The 17,368-nt window shown below is 46.5% G+C and carries 11 protein-coding genes; 10 read left to right on the forward strand and 1 reads right to left on the reverse strand.

Translation table 11 applies throughout. The annotated features are described in order from the left end of the window. The first annotated feature begins 12 nt into the window (after positions 1-12). The 4 genes from FHW36_RS07910 (at position 13) to FHW36_RS07925 (ending at position 6,024) form a co-directional block, all read left to right on the forward strand. Positions 13-3,120, forward strand: a complete 3,108-nt coding sequence (locus FHW36_RS07910) for a lantibiotic dehydratase (RefSeq protein ID WP_145665061.1) — start codon at positions 13-15, stop codon at positions 3,118-3,120. 100 nt (positions 3,121-3,220) lie between these two features. Further along, positions 3,221-4,504: a PQQ-dependent sugar dehydrogenase gene (locus FHW36_RS07915; protein WP_145665063.1), complete on the forward strand. Its 1,284-nt coding sequence runs from the start codon at positions 3,221-3,223 to the stop codon at positions 4,502-4,504. Between the two features lie 11 nt (positions 4,505-4,515). Then, positions 4,516-4,935, forward strand: coding sequence for a c-type cytochrome (locus FHW36_RS07920; RefSeq protein WP_145665065.1), 420 nt, complete (start codon positions 4,516-4,518; stop codon positions 4,933-4,935). A gap of 81 nt (positions 4,936-5,016) precedes the next feature. Next, positions 5,017-6,024, forward strand: coding sequence for a hypothetical protein (locus tag FHW36_RS07925; protein WP_145665066.1), 1,008 nt, complete (start codon positions 5,017-5,019; stop codon positions 6,022-6,024). Between the two features lie 103 nt (positions 6,025-6,127). On the opposite strand, the gene FHW36_RS07930 is transcribed toward FHW36_RS07925, so the two are convergent. Further along, complete coding sequence (locus tag FHW36_RS07930) at positions 6,128-8,497, reverse strand: ABC transporter permease (protein ID WP_145665068.1); 2,370 nt, start codon at positions 8,495-8,497, stop codon at positions 6,128-6,130. A 304-nt stretch (positions 8,498-8,801) separates the two neighbouring features. Here FHW36_RS07930 and FHW36_RS07935 point away from each other — a divergent pair, with 304 nt between their 5' ends. The 6 genes from FHW36_RS07935 to FHW36_RS07960 all read left to right on the forward strand — a co-directional run bounded on the left by FHW36_RS07935 (position 8,802) and on the right by FHW36_RS07960 (position 17,354). Continuing rightward, positions 8,802-11,909, forward strand: a complete 3,108-nt coding sequence (locus tag FHW36_RS07935) for a phage baseplate assembly protein V (protein ID WP_145665070.1) — start codon at positions 8,802-8,804, stop codon at positions 11,907-11,909. A gap of 87 nt (positions 11,910-11,996) precedes the next feature. Then, on the forward strand, positions 11,997-12,533 hold the full coding sequence (locus tag FHW36_RS07940) for a hypothetical protein (protein WP_145665072.1): 537 nt from the start codon (positions 11,997-11,999) through the stop codon (positions 12,531-12,533). Positions 12,534-12,575: 42 nt separating this feature from the next. Then, a complete protein-coding gene (locus FHW36_RS07945; RefSeq protein ID WP_145665074.1) occupies positions 12,576-15,719 on the forward strand; it encodes a phage baseplate assembly protein V in 3,144 nt (1,047 codons plus the stop codon). An 87-nt stretch (positions 15,720-15,806) separates the two neighbouring features. Then, complete coding sequence (locus tag FHW36_RS07950; protein WP_145665076.1) at positions 15,807-16,298, forward strand: hypothetical protein; 492 nt, start codon at positions 15,807-15,809, stop codon at positions 16,296-16,298. A gap of 23 nt (positions 16,299-16,321) precedes the next feature. Then, on the forward strand, positions 16,322-16,660 hold the full coding sequence (locus FHW36_RS07955; protein ID WP_145665078.1) for a DUF4280 domain-containing protein: 339 nt from the start codon (positions 16,322-16,324) through the stop codon (positions 16,658-16,660). A 91-nt stretch (positions 16,661-16,751) separates the two neighbouring features. Beyond that, entirely contained in the window at positions 16,752-17,354 is a 603-nt protein-coding gene (locus tag FHW36_RS07960; protein WP_145665080.1) for an RNA polymerase sigma-70 factor, read from the forward strand. The last annotated feature ends 14 nt before the right edge of the window (positions 17,355-17,368 follow it).

Genomic DNA, 17,368 nt, shown 5'->3' on the forward strand with positions numbered 1-17,368 from the left:
CCGTACGTGATAATGGGTTCTTCACTCATACGCCCGCTAAAAGCTCACGATTTCTACCTCCTCAGAATGCCACTGTTGTCATGTGAAGAAGTACTCCGCTTACATCGCAGTACCTTTAATGACCCGGTGTCTTTTGTTGCGGCCATCCGGCAGCACTTCACGCTCCCGTTGCTACAGGAAGCTGTTTTCCTGGCTAGTCCTGCCCTCTATACTGAAATGCTGAAATGGCTGAAGGAACCCGACAGCTCCCTGAAATTGCCGTTGGCACTTTACCGTTATTTGTTGAGAATGAGCGCGCGCTGCACGCCCTATGGGCTGTTTGCCGGCTGCACTACCGGTACTATTGGCCCGGGAGATACCCATTTAACATCTCCCGATGCCCATCACCGTTACAAGGTGGCCCGCCTGGATATGGAATATCTCTCGGCACTTATGGACGAGCTGGTAACGTGGCCGGATATCCGGTCACAGCTGGATTTTTTCCCTAACAACAGCCTCTACAACGCGGGGCCGTCCAGCCGCTACTACGAATACCAGCTGCGGAATGATAAAAGGCATTATTTTCTCAGTGAATTTTTACAGCGGGATTATATCCGGGAGATATTGGCCGCCGCCCGGCAGGGAGCGCGTATAGCCTACCTGGTGGAAGTGTTGCATAGATACGACATTTCGGAGAAGGAAGCTGCCGCTTTCATTGAAAACCTGATACATAACCAGATCCTGGTGGCACATCTGGCCCCGGTAGTGAGCGGGGAAGATAACCTGGCTCACCTGATCGGGCAGTTGCCGGAAGGCCATGCCGCGGTGGCCACCTTGCAGCGGGTTCGGCAGCTTTTGCAGACGCAAACAGATGGGGCGCAACGATATCTTGAGATACAGTCCTTGTTGCAAGTGCAGTTTCCCAACGTTGCCGTCAAAGACCCGGTGCAGGTGGATCTCTTTTTTCCGTCGTTGCAGCATCACCTGTCGGCTAAGGCCGTGGAGCTGCTGCTCCCGCAACTGGAGCGTTTACAGGTGCTGGGTAGCCGCAGTACGCCGGCCGACCTGCAAACATTTAAAGAGCGGTTCCTGCAAATGTATGAACAAAGGGAAATCCCGCTAATGACGGCACTGGACAGTGAATCGGGTATTGGTTATGGTATTGTATCCGGCGATAATGCCAGCTATACCCCGTTGATTGACGACCTGGTGATGCCGGCAGGAGAGAAAAAAGGTACCGCTAACTGGAACGAGCATACGAAATTTGTATTGAAGCATTTCCTGCTCACCCAAAGTGGCCGTCATAAGGAAATAACGCTTACCGATGCTGACCTGGATGAGTTGTCGGCCGCCACAGAGGTACCCTCGCTGCCGGCTAACCTTTGCCTGATGGGGGCGTTGTTGGCGGCAGATGCTGATGCCTTCGATAAGGGCGACTTTCGCTTTTTGTTTAAATCCTGTTATGGCCCCAATGCTATTGCGCTGCTGGGGCGTTTTGCGGCAGGAGATGATACCCTGAAAGTGAAGTTGAAAGCGATGGTACAGCGGGAACAGCTATTGGAACCCGATAAGGTGTTTGCTGAAATCGTGCATTTGCCGGAAGGACGTACGGGTAATGTCCTACTACGCCCTGACCTGTACGAATATGAGATACCCTTCCTGGGAAAAAGCGGCAAGCCGGAAGTTTACCAGCTGCCGGTCAATGACCTGTATGTTACCGTACGTGATAACCGGGTAATATTATGTTCTGCGCGGCTGGGGAAAGAAGTGGTGCCCCGGCTTACCAGTGCACATAACTATACCCGTGGGTTATCGGTCTATAAATTTTTATGTGATCTGCAGCAACAGGAGGCGGTATCGATACAATGGAATTGGGGTTTGCTGTTGGATCAGCCTTTTTTGCCCCGGGTGGTATACAAGCAGATTATTATAGAGCGGGCCCGGTGGAAGATTACCCAGGCTGCTTTCCAGGCGCTGCAGCCGTTGCATACGGCAGTGGTGGCACTGCAGTTGTTGAAAGACCAGTATGAGATCCCGGATACTGTATTATTATCGGAGGGAGATAATGAGCTGCTGATAGATTTTTCCAGCGTTTTTGCAATAGGCATACTCGCCGAAAAACTGAAGAGGGGGGACATTGTGTTATACGAGCATTTGTTTAATGCGGATACCCGCCTGCTGGCCAGCGATAGCGGCGCATTTTGTAACGAGGTGATTATTCCGTTGCATAACACCGCTTACCAGCCCGTTGCCGCCCGGCCTGGAGCGCCCGCAGCCACGTTTGTGCAACGTAGCTTTTCGCCTGGCAGCGAGTGGTTGTATGCAAAGATCTATTGCGGTCCCAAATGGATGGACCGGCTGTTGCTAAGAGAGCTGATGCCCCTCACCACACAATTAGAAGAGGTGGGAATGGTGGATCGCTGGTTTTTTATCCGTTTCCAGGACCCCGATCATCATATCCGGATCCGGTTTCACCTGCCACAGCCCGCGCAGCATACCAGCGAGGTAATCGGGTTATTGGGTAAAGTCCTGACGCCTTACCTGGACAACGATGTAGTACAGAAAGTGCAGTTTGACACTTATATACGGGAGCTCGAGCGATATGGGCCCCAGCAAATAATGATCACCGAAAAGATATTTTTCCACGACAGCCAGGCGGTTACCCGTTTGCTGGCTATCGATACCGGTCCTGCCGCTACCGAGCGGTGGTTACTGGCACTGAAGGGGGCCGATGCGCTGCTCGATGATTTCGGCTATACGCCTGCGATGAAATTACAGCTGCTACGCCATTTGCAGCAACAGTTTTTCGCAGAGCATAAGGGGGATGCTGATCTGCTACAACAGCTGAATAATAAATACCGGCAGGATACCCCTTTAATAACAGCCATATTACGGGATAACGGACATGTACCTACGCTGGTGGAAAAGAGCCGGGATGTTTTTAGCCGTCGTTCTGTTGCCACCCGCAAGCTGGTGGAGGAGTTAAAGGCGCAGCAGGCCGATGCGGTGATGGCGTTGCCTCCGCACTACCTGCATATGTTCCTGAACCGGATGTTTGCTGCCAACGCCCGGTTGCATGAGCTGGTGATTTACCATTATCTCATGAAATATTATACTTCAGAGGTGGCCAGGGGGGGATGATACCGTTCATCTTATTAATTACAGATTCCATTAAAACCTTATTATTTTTACAACATTGAGCGTGAAAAATCCGTATAAAATCATTGAAAAACTTAGTAGCATGAAAACAAATGTAGTTTTGCTGGGATGCTTATCACTGTTGTCTGCATCCTGTTTGGCAGATAATGGCGACAGCAGTGCTATTCATCGTTCTGCGGGAGCAGATCAGGCAAATGCAGGGCTGAAGCTGCCCGCTGGTTTTAAAGCACAGGTAGTAGCGGAAAACCTGGGTGCTGCCCGTCATATAGCGGTGACTCCGCTGGGCGACATCTATGTAAAAATACAAAGTTCCAAGCCCGGCAAAGCCATTGCCGTTTTACATCCCACTGGCAGCGGGAAGCCTGACGCCGTAAAAACTTTTGGTACTTACCGGGGTACGGGTATGGTGATCAAAGATCATTACCTGTACACTTCTTCCGATGAAGACGTTTATCGTTATCAACTGAATGATAAATTTGAGGTGATGCATCCGGATCAGCCGGAAAAGATAGTGACTGGTTTAATTAACCGCCACCAGCATGAGTCGAAGTCTATTGCCCTGGATAATGCGGGTAACATCTATGTGAATATTGGCGCTTACTCTAATTCCTGCCAGCAACAGGACAGGGCCAAAGGTTCCAAGGGAATACCTGGCTGTCCTATACTGGATTCTGCTGCGGGGATCTGGCAATTTAAAGCGGATAAGCTGAACCAAACCTACGGCGATGGTGTTCGTTATGCCACTGGCTTGCGTAATGTAGTGGGCCTGGATTGGAATACAGCCCAGAACCAGTTATTTGTGATGCAGCATGGCCGCGATGGATTGTTTGATATGTTTCCGGAATACTACGATTTACAGCAAGGAAATGAATTACCGGCAGAATGTATGTATGCGCTGAAGAAAGGCGACAATGCCGGATGGCCTTATATTTACTATGATGGTATACAGCATAAGAAGATGCTGTCGCCGGAGTATGGTGGTGATGGTAAGAAAACCGGTGGCGCCGATGCGATTGATCCGGTAGTGGCCTTCCCGGCGCATATGGCCCCTAATGGATTATTGTTTTATACCGGCAACCAGTTCCCGGAACGTTATAAGAATGGCGCCTTCATTGCTTTTCATGGTTCCTGGAACCGGCAGAAAGGGCAGAAGGGATATTATGTTGTATTTGTGCCGTTTAAAGATGGCAAGCCTTCCGGGAATTGGGAAGTATTTGCCGACAATTTTACCGGCGTGGAAAATATCCAGTCGCCCGGCCAGGCGCAACATCGCCCTTGCGGGTTAGCCCAGGGGCCTGATGGCGCGTTGTACGTAACAGATGATGTGAAGGGTACAGTGTATAAGATTTCTTACAGCGGTAAATAATGGAATTTCGTATGAAGAAAATAGCTATGATAGGTGTTGCACTTTGTGCAACACTTTCTTTTTTGTTGGCACAAACGCCGAAGAAACCTGCTGGTAGCCAGTCGTCGGTTACCCGGGGAAAAAAGGTATATGAGCAGTATTGCCTGACCTGTCACCAGGTGGATGGCAGCGGGGTACCGCATTTGAATCCTCCGTTGATTAAAACATCGTTTGTACTGGGCGATAAAGGAAAGCTGATACAGGTTATTTTAAAGGGAATGCAAGCGTCTGAGCCTATTGACGATGAATATTACTCCAATAATATGCCGCCGCATAATTTCCTGAAAGACCAGGAGATTGCCGATGTGCTGACTTATGTGCGGCGTAATTTTGGTAACAAAGCCAGTGCAGTAACTACTGCCGATGTAAAAACAGCGAGAGCAAAGAACTGATCATTATGTATATAACGGCGATATATACACTAAAAAAGCGCTGTCTCGTATTTTTTCCGGTAAATCTACAAACTGATGACTATGTCTAAAGTTACCGTGACTGAAGGTGCGGCAATTATTGATATCTATAACGATGGATCTGTTACCTGTTTGAAGATAAGGGAGGCTGCAGCTATCGACTGGTATGATTATGGTGACACCTGTATGAGGTATTACGTCACGTCGCCAAAGGTGGAAGCGATAGAAATGGCCACCCGTTTGAATGAAGTATTGATTAGGGGAACGGATGAGGCCATACTGGAAGAAATGAAGCATTTTATGAATAACTTCAGCAATGGGGAATATTTTTTGAATATTTATAATAACGACAAGCTTACCTATAACATCGTATCCGACCAGGTATATTCCGGAGCAACTTCGGAAATAAATTATTATCCGGAAGATATTGATTTGCTATTTACACAGCCCGGAAAGAAAATTTCTCCTGAAAGGGTAGCCTGGTATGAAGCCATGATTGCGGCGGGAGGTAGGCCCAAAGCGATCGTTTTCCAGTTAGACACAGGGGATTACAACGATGGTGCGTTTGTGCTGGATGGACATCATAAATTGCTGGCTTATCACCGTCTTCGCATTAAACCCACGTTTGTACTGATCTTAAAATATGGAGAGATAACCTCATCCAGCTTATTTTCTGACTACCAGCATTTCCTGTCAGATTATGCCAGGGGGCATATTGTGAGTCATCATCCACAGGTATTGACAGGAAACTCACCGCAAGCTTTATTGTATCGTGAAAATTTGCACCGTTATCTTTCTGCTTGTGATGATATGGCGGTACCATTAATCGAAGTGTTTCAAAAGGTGGCGCAAAGCAAATTACCGGATGAACAACAGTGGTTAGCTGACCTCCTGGAGGTTTTCAGCCATCGAAATTTTGTACGGGATCCCGTTCGTATTCATTTTCCGATGCTACCAGGTAGCCAATACAGATGGGAGATACGGTATATTAAGCAGGCGGCTGATTTTGAAGTGTGGGTAAGCAGGGTAACCGGAAAGCCCTGGGAGGAATGGAAGGCAATTACATCGTAACTTCTGATGATGAAGCCATGATGGCCACAAGGAGTGCGTGCAACGTATAAGCGTCGGCGCATAGTTACCGGGCACTATGCACCGACGCCTTTTGCCGGCGCAGCTATTCTGTTTTGAGGCTTTTGGCCGGATCGGCCAATGCAGCTTTTATAGACTGGAAGCTGATAGTGAGGAAGGTGAGTACGATCACGGTGATGCCGGCAGTGATAAATACGGCCGGACCTATATGCACGCTATAGGCAAAGCCCTTCAGCCATTGCTGGGTAGCCCACCAGGCCAGCGGTACGGCAATCAGGATGGCCAGGAGGATCAGGCGCAGGAAATCTTTCGACAGGAGCATCACAATACCGCCAACGGTAGCCCCTAATACTTTCCGGATACCTATTTCCTTATTTCTTTTTTGCGCAGTAAAGGCAGCCAATCCAAATAATCCCAGGCAGGATATCAGGATGGCTAAACCAGCAAAGTAGCGGGACAACAGTGATACCTGGTTTTCTGCGGCATACAGCTTTTCATAGTTTTTATCCAGGAAGGTATATTTAAAGGGAAATCCGGGGTTGAACTGTTGATATAGTTTCTCTAATGCGGCCATCACCTGCTTTTCTTTTCCGGTTTCAATTTTCATCATAAAACGATAAGTGCCTCCCGGTTCCAGTTTGAGCAGGAGGGGTTTTACCTTTTCATGAAGCGACTGAAAATTAAAATCTTTTACTACGCCTACAATAGTTACATCGTTGTCCCATAACCTCACTTGTTTCCCGATGGGATCTTTCAATCCCATAAATTTAATGGCCGCTTCATTGAAGATGATAGCACTGCTGTCGGAGCCGAAGCTGCGGGAGAAGGCCCTTCCCTCTTTGAGCTGGATGTTGAGCGTTTGCAGCATGTCGTAATCGACCGGAACATATTCAAATTCAGTTCTGTCTTTAAGATTTTTGCCAGGCCAATATACGCCGGAGGTACCGCTGCTATGGCCGCTGAGTTCATGACCTATGCCTGATGCGCTGGTGATACCGGGAATATTCCTGGCTTCTGCCAGGAAGGCATCTTGTGTGTGGGTATCTTCCAGCTTGCCTTGTTTGTATATACTGACAATGTGATCTTTATTATAACCGAGGTTCTTGGTTTGTATAAAGCTGATCTGCCGGTAGATCACCAGTACGGCCACGATTAATACGATAGACAGGGTAAATTGAAAAACTACCAGCCCTTTGCGGATCAGTAGTTCGCCAATGGAATTGCTGAACTTTCCTTTCAGGGCAGTTACCGGTTTAAAACCCGATAGCAGGAAGGCTGGGTAACTGCCGGCCACCAGGCCGGTGAACAGGGTGATGCCGATTGCCGATAAAATGAAATTGGTATTGAGATCTGATAAGGATAGTTGTTTTTGGGTGATGTGATTAAAAGCAGGCAATAAACAGTATACCAGTAATATGGCCAGCAGCAGGGCAGCGAAGGCCATTAATACCGATTCGCCCAGGTATTGCAGGACGAGGGTACTTCTGCCGGCGCCCAGGGCTTTCTTAACTCCCACCTCTTTGGCCCTGCTGGCCGCTTTGGCGGTAGAAAGGTTCATGAAGTTGATACAGGCAATAAGGAGAATGAAAATGGCAATAATGGAGAACAAGCGTACATATTCGATGCGGCCTCCTACCTGGACGCCATTTTCGAAGCGGCCATACAGGTAGTTGTCGGAATATCGTTGCAGGAATGGCGTGCGATGGGTGATATCCCCATTTGTTTTTTGTTTGACAATGCCCGCCAGCTTGGCATTCAGTTTATCTACATGGGTACCGGGTTTCAGTAATGCAAAGGTATGTACGGCGGTATTTCCCCAGTTGTCTTTATTATTCTGTGCCCACTTCATTGTCATCATGGGTAACAGGAAGTCGAACAGGTCATCGTTATGTTGTTCCGGCAAACGGAAAATACCTGATACGGTATAGAATTTTTCATGTTGAAATTCCACCGTTTTGCCCACTATATTTTGTGTAGTGCCAAACAGTTTGATAGCAGTGGCTTCGGAGAGTACAATAGCATTGTTGTTGGCCAGTACCTGGTCGGGATTGCCTGCAATGAGCTGGTATGAAAACAGGTGGAAAAAGTCCTTGCCGGCATATTTTCCATCGCTGGTGATGTTTAGTTCCTTAGAGGTGGAGAGTACAACGTCATCTATATAAGTAGTTTGGGTGGTATAGGCCACTTCTGGCATTTCTTTGGCGAGAGCTTCGGCCATGGGCATGGGAGAGGACTTGGCGGTCCATACACCGCTGGCTTGCACACGATTTTCCAGTACCTGGTAGAGTTGTGCATCTTGCTGATTAAATTTGTTCATGCTGAGTTCATCCATCACCCAGATATAAATCAGCAGCGCGCAAGCTAACCCGGTGGCCAATCCTACGAGATTCAGGAATGCAAATTTGCGGTCTTTTAACAGGTTACGCCAGGCGGTTTTAAGATAGGTGACAAACATAGCTCGGAAATTTGCTTTTTGCGGACAAAGGAAGTGCCATGGAATTATATGTTGTCCACGACGAATATACGTATTTGTATTATTTTAATTTGTTCGGTTTTGAAACAGGAAATGTCCGGATATAGCGGTACATGGTAAGAATGGAAAGGATTGTTTCAGTTGACCAGATGATGGGATTCCCGTACTGGCAGGGCGTTATCTTATTCCGTCCCCTTGTTTCGTTATTTTTTATTCGGTATGGAATCCTTATTTTAGTTGATACGCCGCCAGATTGAGATTTTGTGACCCTGTATAAAACCATATCATGTCACTGTATACCCAAACTTTTTTCCGGATTGAAGATGTTCAATTTCACTCGTTTTATTCACTTCGGCTAGAGCAGAGCATTATGCAGCCTCACCGGCTTGAAATAACGATGGGAAAGGAATGGATAGCGCATTACCATTTTGATTCTACCCAACAGTTGGTGGGCAAGGAAATCACCTTATCGATTGGTGGTATAGCCGAAACCGGATCGACCGATATGCTGTCATTTAATGGTATTATTACCAAAGTACATATAGGCAAAGGTATAGCAGGCGAGCATGGGTATTGCCGTATCATCGCCCATAGCCCAGATTTCCTGCTGGAAGATGATAAGCACACAACTACTTTTACGTTACAGTCATTGGACAATATTATTGCCACCTGCCTGAAACGTTTACAGCCCTATGGAGGGACATCCCTTATCCAATCGCGGGATAACCCGGTATTGAAATATATTGTGCAATACAAGGAAACTACCGGGCAATTTGTGAAGCGCATGGCAGCCAGGTTTGGTGAATGGTATTTTTATAACGGTCAACAACTCATTTTCGGGCAATATACACCCGGGAAAACAATACTGGTTCACCGGCATAACCTGGTAGATTTTAATATTTCCTTACAGACAACGGCCGGCAATTCCAGTTTACAACATTATGCCTATACCCCCGGACAGATGTTGGCATCCAATGCCGGCGCAGTACCGTTGTCGAACGGCAACAGCTATACGACTCATGTAAAAAACATAAGTAATGAGCTTTATCGTCATTCCGCATTGTACAAAATGAATTACGGGTTTACGGAGAGCACGCAGGCGGAACTGGACAAAATAGCAGCAGTGCAGCACCAGGGCCAGTTGTCGCAAATGGTGGTATTACGGGGTTGCAGCAAAGTTCCTTTTCTGCGTATAGGCGATAGGGTGAGTATACAGGAGCAGCTGCCTGCTGCCACCTCACATGGTGATTTTATTATTACTTCCCTTTCGCACACCTGCACAGCGCATGGGATGTATAGCAACCAGTTTGAAGCAATTCCGGCAGATCTGGCAGGACCGGCTACCGACATACACAATTACCCGCGATGTGAGTCACAAAGTGCGGTGGTAACAGACAATAATGATCCGGAAAATCTGGGCCGGGTAAAGGTCAGGTTCCGCTGGCAACAACAAGGGAGCACACCCTGGTTAAGGATTATTACTCCGCATGCCGGTACAGGTAAAGGAATATACCTGGTGCCTGAAATCAATGAAGAAGTATGGGTGGGATTTGAAGACGGGCACCCTGAGAATCCTTATGTGCTGGGTGCTGTCTGGAATGGTACGGCGCATTCGACTTTCGGTAGTCAGCGGAATAATATCAAAGCACTTAAAACCCGCGGCGGACACCTTATTAGACTCGACGATACAGATGGCCAGGAAAGTATTACCATCACCGATAAAAATGGAAATATCATTTTCCTGGATACACCGGCCAAAAGCATCATGATTACGGCAGCCGAAGCCATAGATTGGTCGGCCCGTAACATAACCTTTCACATCGCCAATGCGCTTACACTTAATGCGGGCAACCAGCTTTTGATGAATACTGGTACACGCATGTTGGTGTATTCGCCTCTATTCCAGCAAACGGTACCCGGGTTTATGCACTTATTTAGCGAAAAGACGCTGCTACAATCCAGAGATGAGATCCGGGTAGAATCGCCGGAAATTTATGCGGCGGGCAAGGAGAAAATGTTCCTGTATTCAGCGCAACAAACGGTGCTCAATTCACAGGGAACTAACTTTATCAAAGGAGCTACGGCGAGTAAGCACACGAATAGCCCGGATTCTTATCAGGCGGCAGATGATGAACTGATGGTAGCCTGTGTGGTGCAATTCAGGCCGCAGAACAACTGGAAAGGAGAATATGGGTTTGACTGGTTCCGGCAGAATGATACCAGTATTTCCGGTGATGTGGATTATGAAGATATTGTTGGTAAGTATTATACTAGTGCCGCGTATACAGATATTGTGACGGACCGTAATGCCTGGAGTAAATTTTTTAGAAAAGAAGCTGCCGATCTAGAGCAACTCAAACTGTTATATACGCCTTTTCATTATGCTTTGAAGAAAGACAAGGATAACCGCGCAGTAGCATTGCGCTACTATGCGCCATGGATGGCGCTTTTGCCATCCGGGCAGCCAGGTGCAGCTGAAGTGGAGCTGAAGCTGTTGATCGATTATCAGGATAAGCCCGCCAAAATAGAATTTGAATTTAATGAAGCACATTTGTCCCTCGACAAAAAAACAATAACAGATATTCACAAGAAAGACACCCTTAAAGTTTCCTGCAGGATGGCATTCCCCAGGGATGAGGAGATAAATGTGTTTGCCTACGCTAAACCTGATGACACCAGGGATAAACGTAAATTGGTTGGAAAGCTGCAAGTGGTTGGCAGCGGAAAAACGAGGCAGGTAAACGTGGTGATTGTTAGGGTATTAACCAGGGTACGGAGGGCAGTAAAACAAGGGGTACCCATCAGGGGAGGCCTGGATGATTTTCAGCGTAGCCTTCGGCAAGCGCTGATTCAATTGAATATTACTGACCAGGCCAATGATGCCAACGGCGTGCCGGCAGTGATTACCCTTGATGTAATGGAACCAGGGCTGAACTTTGCGGCAAATTATGCGCCTAATGGCAATTATTTGCGGCCTGTACGGGCTGACCTGGGACAGTTTCTGAACAGACAATTTGATCAAAGCAGGTACGGACCTTTATTTCCAGATCATTACCGACTTTTTTTCCTGGGAGATAGTGCTACCGAAAATACCGCCGATGCCGGCGGGAATCAGCAAACCAGGAGTAAACAGGGATTTTCTCAACTGAATGTAAAATGGGGCGTTTTTTTTGCTACGCATGATAAGCCCACTATTGCACACGAAATGTTGCATGCGCTTGGGTTGCCACACTCTTTCGACAGCCAGGCACGGTTTTGTTATGAAGCACAAAAAACAGAGAATATACTTGATTATTCCAACTGGAATGTGGATATTGACGGCAACCCTCACACGCCCATTACCCGTATCAGCACCTGGTACTGGCAGTGGCAAGTATTGAACAATCAAATCTGATGCATGAGAAAAATATGTTTCCTCTATATTATTATCAGTATTACTGCCTGCAAATCGACCAGGCTTGTATCGCAAAATCCATTGCATATGATCACCAGAGAATTTGAGCAATTTGATATCGCAAAATACCAGGTGCAGCAGCATAATGAGTCCCATGTTACTTTGCCCGACGGCACCTCCATTGTTCAATCGGGCAACCGGGAAACCGGGTTTATTGTCAATACTACTCCACCCAAACCGTCTTTTTTTGTTGTTTATAAATACTATTACGGCAATGGCAATATCCGGGAGAAGGCTGTGGTTTTAGGAGAAGATACTTATGTTGGTAAATCATACCAGTTTGATGAGCAGGGTAAACTGACGAAAGAAACCAATGAAGACGCAGCTTTTGGAAAATTCAGCTATAACGATGTTTTGCACTATCTCCATCAACAAAAAATGATCAATATACATACCGGGGAAAACAGGGAAAAGCTGCACCTGAAGTTTAATAATATTGATGGGAAGAAAACATGGGAGGCTGATATTGAGATCAATGGATTTAATAATCTCTATGTGCTGGATGGAGAAACAGGTAAAGTGCTGAAGAAAGCGAATCATATTCCTATCCGGATCGTTGAATAACGTTGCCGGTCATACGATTGTTATACCCAATAAAATTAATCCATGTCATTGTACGTACACACTACTTTCAGTATAGGAGATCATCAGTTTTCTGCTTTTCACTCGCTTACCCTAACCCAAACTATACAGGGGCATCATTGCCTGGAGATATTGATCGGATATGACTGGCTCGAAAAGCTGGGTGATAGCCTGTTTTCTGCGGGCAGGAATTTCCTGGGTAAAGAAATCAGCCTGACTATTACCAGTGTGGAGGCAGCAGGTAACTATAGCCCTTTACAGTTTAAGGGAATAGTTACCAGTATCCATACGGGCAAGGAAAGCGATGGTACGCATGGCTTTTGCGTAATAAAGGCAAATAGCCCAGATATACTGTTGGAAGATAATCCCCATATTGCCTGCTTTGAAAGACAATCCTTGCAAAATATTGTCGCACAATGTCTGAAAGGTTGCCAGCCATATACCGGCCAGCCGGCTGTAAAACCGGTTACCACCGTTCCCCTGAAGTATACGGTACAATACAAAGAAACCACCCAGCAGTTTATTAAACGCCTGGCGGCCCGGCACGGGGAGTGGTATTTTTATAATGGTCAGCAGCTCATTTTTGGAAAGTATAAAGGAAAAGAAATGAGCCTGACGCATCAGGTCGACCTGGTGGATTTTGATATTTCCATGCAGGTACAGGCGGGGAATACCCGCTTAAATGGCTACGAGTACAGGCAGGATCAAGTCATTGACCAAACGGCGGATGCAGTGCCGGCGCCCGGCCTGAATGGCCCTGCTGCCTATCTGAAATCGGTGAGCAGTAAATTATACCGGCATACTTCTCTGTATAAAATGAACTACGGGTTTAGCGGTAATGCAAAGTCTGAGTTAGATACCTTTACCAGCCTGCATCAACAGGGGCAGCTTTCCCGGATGATGTTGCTGACAGCTACCAGTAAAAGTACGGCACTGCGTATAGGTGACATCGTGCAGATTAACGAACAGTTTCCCACATTCGTCAGCCATGGCAAATATGTGATCACTTATTTGAAGCATACCTGCACAGGTAGCGGACATTACACTAATACGCTGGAAGGCATACCGGTGGATATTGCCAGTCCGGTGATCAACATCCATGATTTTCCGCGTTGCGAGCCGCAAAGTGCTATTGTGACTGATAACCGTGACCCTAAGGGGCTTGGCCGTATCCGGGTACGATTTCGCTGGCAGGAGCAGGGGAGTAGTCCCTGGTTACGAACACTCACGCCTTACGGTGGGAAAGACAAGGGCTTCTATTTTATTCCCGAAGTGTACGAAGAAGTATGGGTGGATTTTGAAGATGGGAATCCTGAGGCGCCCTTTGTGGTAGGCGCTGCCTGGAATGGAAAGGCGGCAGCCGGGTTCGGGGATGTCCAGAATAATATCAAAGCTATCAAAACGCGATCTGGGCACGAAATCCGCCTTAATGATAGTGATGGTCAGGAAAGCATTACCATCAGTGATAAGGGAGGTAATATCATTCACATGGATACGCAGGGAACAAAAATTTCACTCTCTGCACCGGAAGAAATAATAGTCAGCTCCCGGAATGTGACCATGAATGCCGGCGATACCTTAGCTATGAATGTCGGTAACCAGCTGAACATAGACGTATTACAGAAGATGATGGTCAACACACCCATCCTATACCAGATGGTATCCGAGTACATGCATTTATTCAGCGGCAAAGCCTTAATTAACGCCGAAAGTGAAATAAAAATAGAATCCCGCGAAATTTTTGCCGCAGGCAAGGACAAAATCTTTATCCACTCCGATGAGAATGTAACAGTTAATTCCAAGGGCACGGCGGAAATGAAAGGTGCGAAGGGTAATAAGCACAGTAATACGGCCGATAAGTATAAAGTGACGGAGATAAAGCTGGATGCACAATGTATTGTTCACTTCAGGCCAGAGACCAGCTGGGCAGGCGATTACGGGTTCGATTGGATGCGGGTGGCGGATAGTGGTTTGTCTCATGGCGATGATGCTGCCAACACCTACGAGAAGATATGCGGTAAACGAGCTACGTCTTTTCCCGATCCGGCAGAATATGAGAAACTAAAGGGGGTGTATGGGAATCCTACACATGTTATTGTGTCTAAGCCTAAGCTGGATGCCACCGGGAAGCCGCAGACAGATCCGGTTACTAAAAAGAAGCTATACCATGAGTATTATGTTCCGTGGTTATGTTTATTTCCAAAACAGGTGACCAAAATGGTATCTCCCGGAAAAGGTAAACCTCCGGTAGCACAAAAAACGGCGACTAGCTTTAGCAATACCAGTGCCGAAGTATCTATGCAGGTGACCGTAGATGTGGAACCGGAAAAACTGGAGATTAAATACGATAAAAGCCTTTTTAAACTGGATAAAGAGGAAATTACAGCCAAATCAGTAACCAGTGGTACGCCGCGCAAAGTATCGCTGAAGGTTGAGTGTTTATCCGCTTTCAAGAAAGATCAAAGTATTGAGATATTGGCGCATAGCAAAAAGGCGGATGGCACCATCGAGAAAAAGCTGGCGGGAAAGTTGAGATTGTTGGCTAATCATCAGCGCTACAAAGTGAAGATAGCGATCGTACAGGTAACTACTAAAATAGGCGCAGTCCTAAAGGTAGCCAGCCCTCCGGGAAGAGAAGATGAGCTGAGGAAATACCTGCGACAGGCACTGGTAGAGCCTTCCTTCGAGACGCTAACGCTCGACTTATCGGCAGATGCCGCCTTTAACAGTAATCATTCCAATGGTGCTATTATTACGGATGGCGCCAGCGATGCAATCCAGGATCATATGAATAATGCGTTGTATGCACTTTATAATAAGGGAGGGAAAGACTATACGAAGCACTACAAAATATATTTTATCAATGAAAGAGCGACTTCTTCTGCGGGCGCCGGTGGCTCACTGTATGGAAGATCTTATGGTATACCATCTACGCCCCGGTCGGTAGTAGTTTTCGCTCCCGGATTTACAGACAGTACATTGGCGCATGAGTGTTTACATGCTTTGGGATTATACCATTCGTTTGATGATCATGGAAAACATACCTTTACGCAAAACCTGACAGATAATATTATGGACTATTCTGATGTGGCAGCTACCCCTATTCCGGTTGTTCAACTATGGAAATGGCAGTGGGAGGCCATCAGACCTAATATTGATGCTGAATAATAAACATGCAATAAGATGAAGAAGATCCTGCTAATCATATTTTCGTTCGGCATGATGCTTTCATGCCAGTCACAAAATACTAAACACATGGAACGTTTTAATATCGAAGACTTCAATCAGCACAGTGAAAATGGCAGCCGGCGTTGGATTACGGCCGATAGCACTGTTATAGAAGAACACAGTTATGCTGCAGGTTATGCCCGGATGGAAGTCCCCAAAAACAGTTTATTCCAGCAATATTCCCTGTTTTATAAGAATGGAAATGGCAAAGAACAAGGGCTTTTGTTTGTGAGAGGGAATTTTCAGAAAGGTACCTGGCATTACTATGATGAAGGCGGGCGCCTGGAGAAGACGGTAGACTATGACCAGCCTTTCGGGTTTACCTATGAAGACCTGGTTAAATATTGCAGCAGCAATAATATTGATCTTCACGAATCCCATACATTCATTGATAAACGCATTGCTCCTCAGCCTGAATGGGATATCACTTACCTGAATAATGGAAAGAACCGGGTAGTTACCCTGGACGGTAAAACCGGTAAAAAGCTGAAAGAAGTAGACCAGGACATCATCCGGTAACTTTTATCCCCAATATTGGCAACATGGCACAAAAAATCACGGAATCTGCGCTATTACAATGCGATAAGGGAACTACCCCGGCGCAATTGAAGGTAGATAGCCAGCAGTTCTTTTACGTGGCAGGTAAACTGGTAGCCACCGCAGAAGACAAAAAGGGAATGAAAAATATTCCTGCCTTTGGCATGTGTACCATTACCCGCAAGAATTGTACACCAGCTCCGATAGCCTGGCAGGATACCTCCCAGAAAGACGATATTAATGATATGAAGTTACTCACAGAGAAATCTTCCTGTATGTGCAGCCAGGGAGGAAAAATTACTATTCACCAGGTAGGGCACGAAGAAACACACTCTGTAGAATAGTACTTTACCGCCCTGGATATAATAAATCATCTTTTTTGGGTATTTTTATACCGATATGTCATTTTATGTAAGGGGGTGTTTTCCGTAGATAATGGAGGAGTATTTACAAGCCGAACATTTATTATTACAAAAACTCGCTGCCGGGGAACAGTCCGCATTTCAGTTTTTATTTAATCAACACTATAGGGCGTTATGCTATTTCGCTAACAGTATTGTAGCTAATGACCAGGAGGCGGAAGACCTGGTACAGGAGTCTTTTTCCAAATTATGGAACAAAAGGACCGACTTTAAGACCGCCGCTAATATAAAAGCCTTCCTGTTTATTGCCACCAAGAATGCCTGCCTCAATTTCCTGAAAAGCAGGGAAAGGCTCACTATTAAGGAGAAGGAGTTTTCTTACCTGCAAACGGTCGATACAGGTTTTGATCCACTATTAACAGAAACAGAAGTCATCCAGCAGCTATATAACGAAATTGAGGCATTACCCACCCAGTGCAGGAAGATCTTTAAGATGAGCTACCTGGAAGGGAGGAAAAACGAGGATATTGCCGTTGCGCTCCGGATTTCCTATAATACCGTCAGGGCACAGAAGCTGAGGGCTTTGAAGTTAATCAGAAGCAGCCTGATCAAAAAGAACATTTTACCCTTGCTGGGCGTATATATTTCCTTGCTTAAATATTACTACCATCACTAATTGATAGCCAGCCT

The organism is Chitinophaga polysaccharea, from assembly GCF_007829335.1.
GTDB lineage: Bacteria > Bacteroidota > Bacteroidia > Chitinophagales > Chitinophagaceae > Chitinophaga > Chitinophaga polysaccharea_B.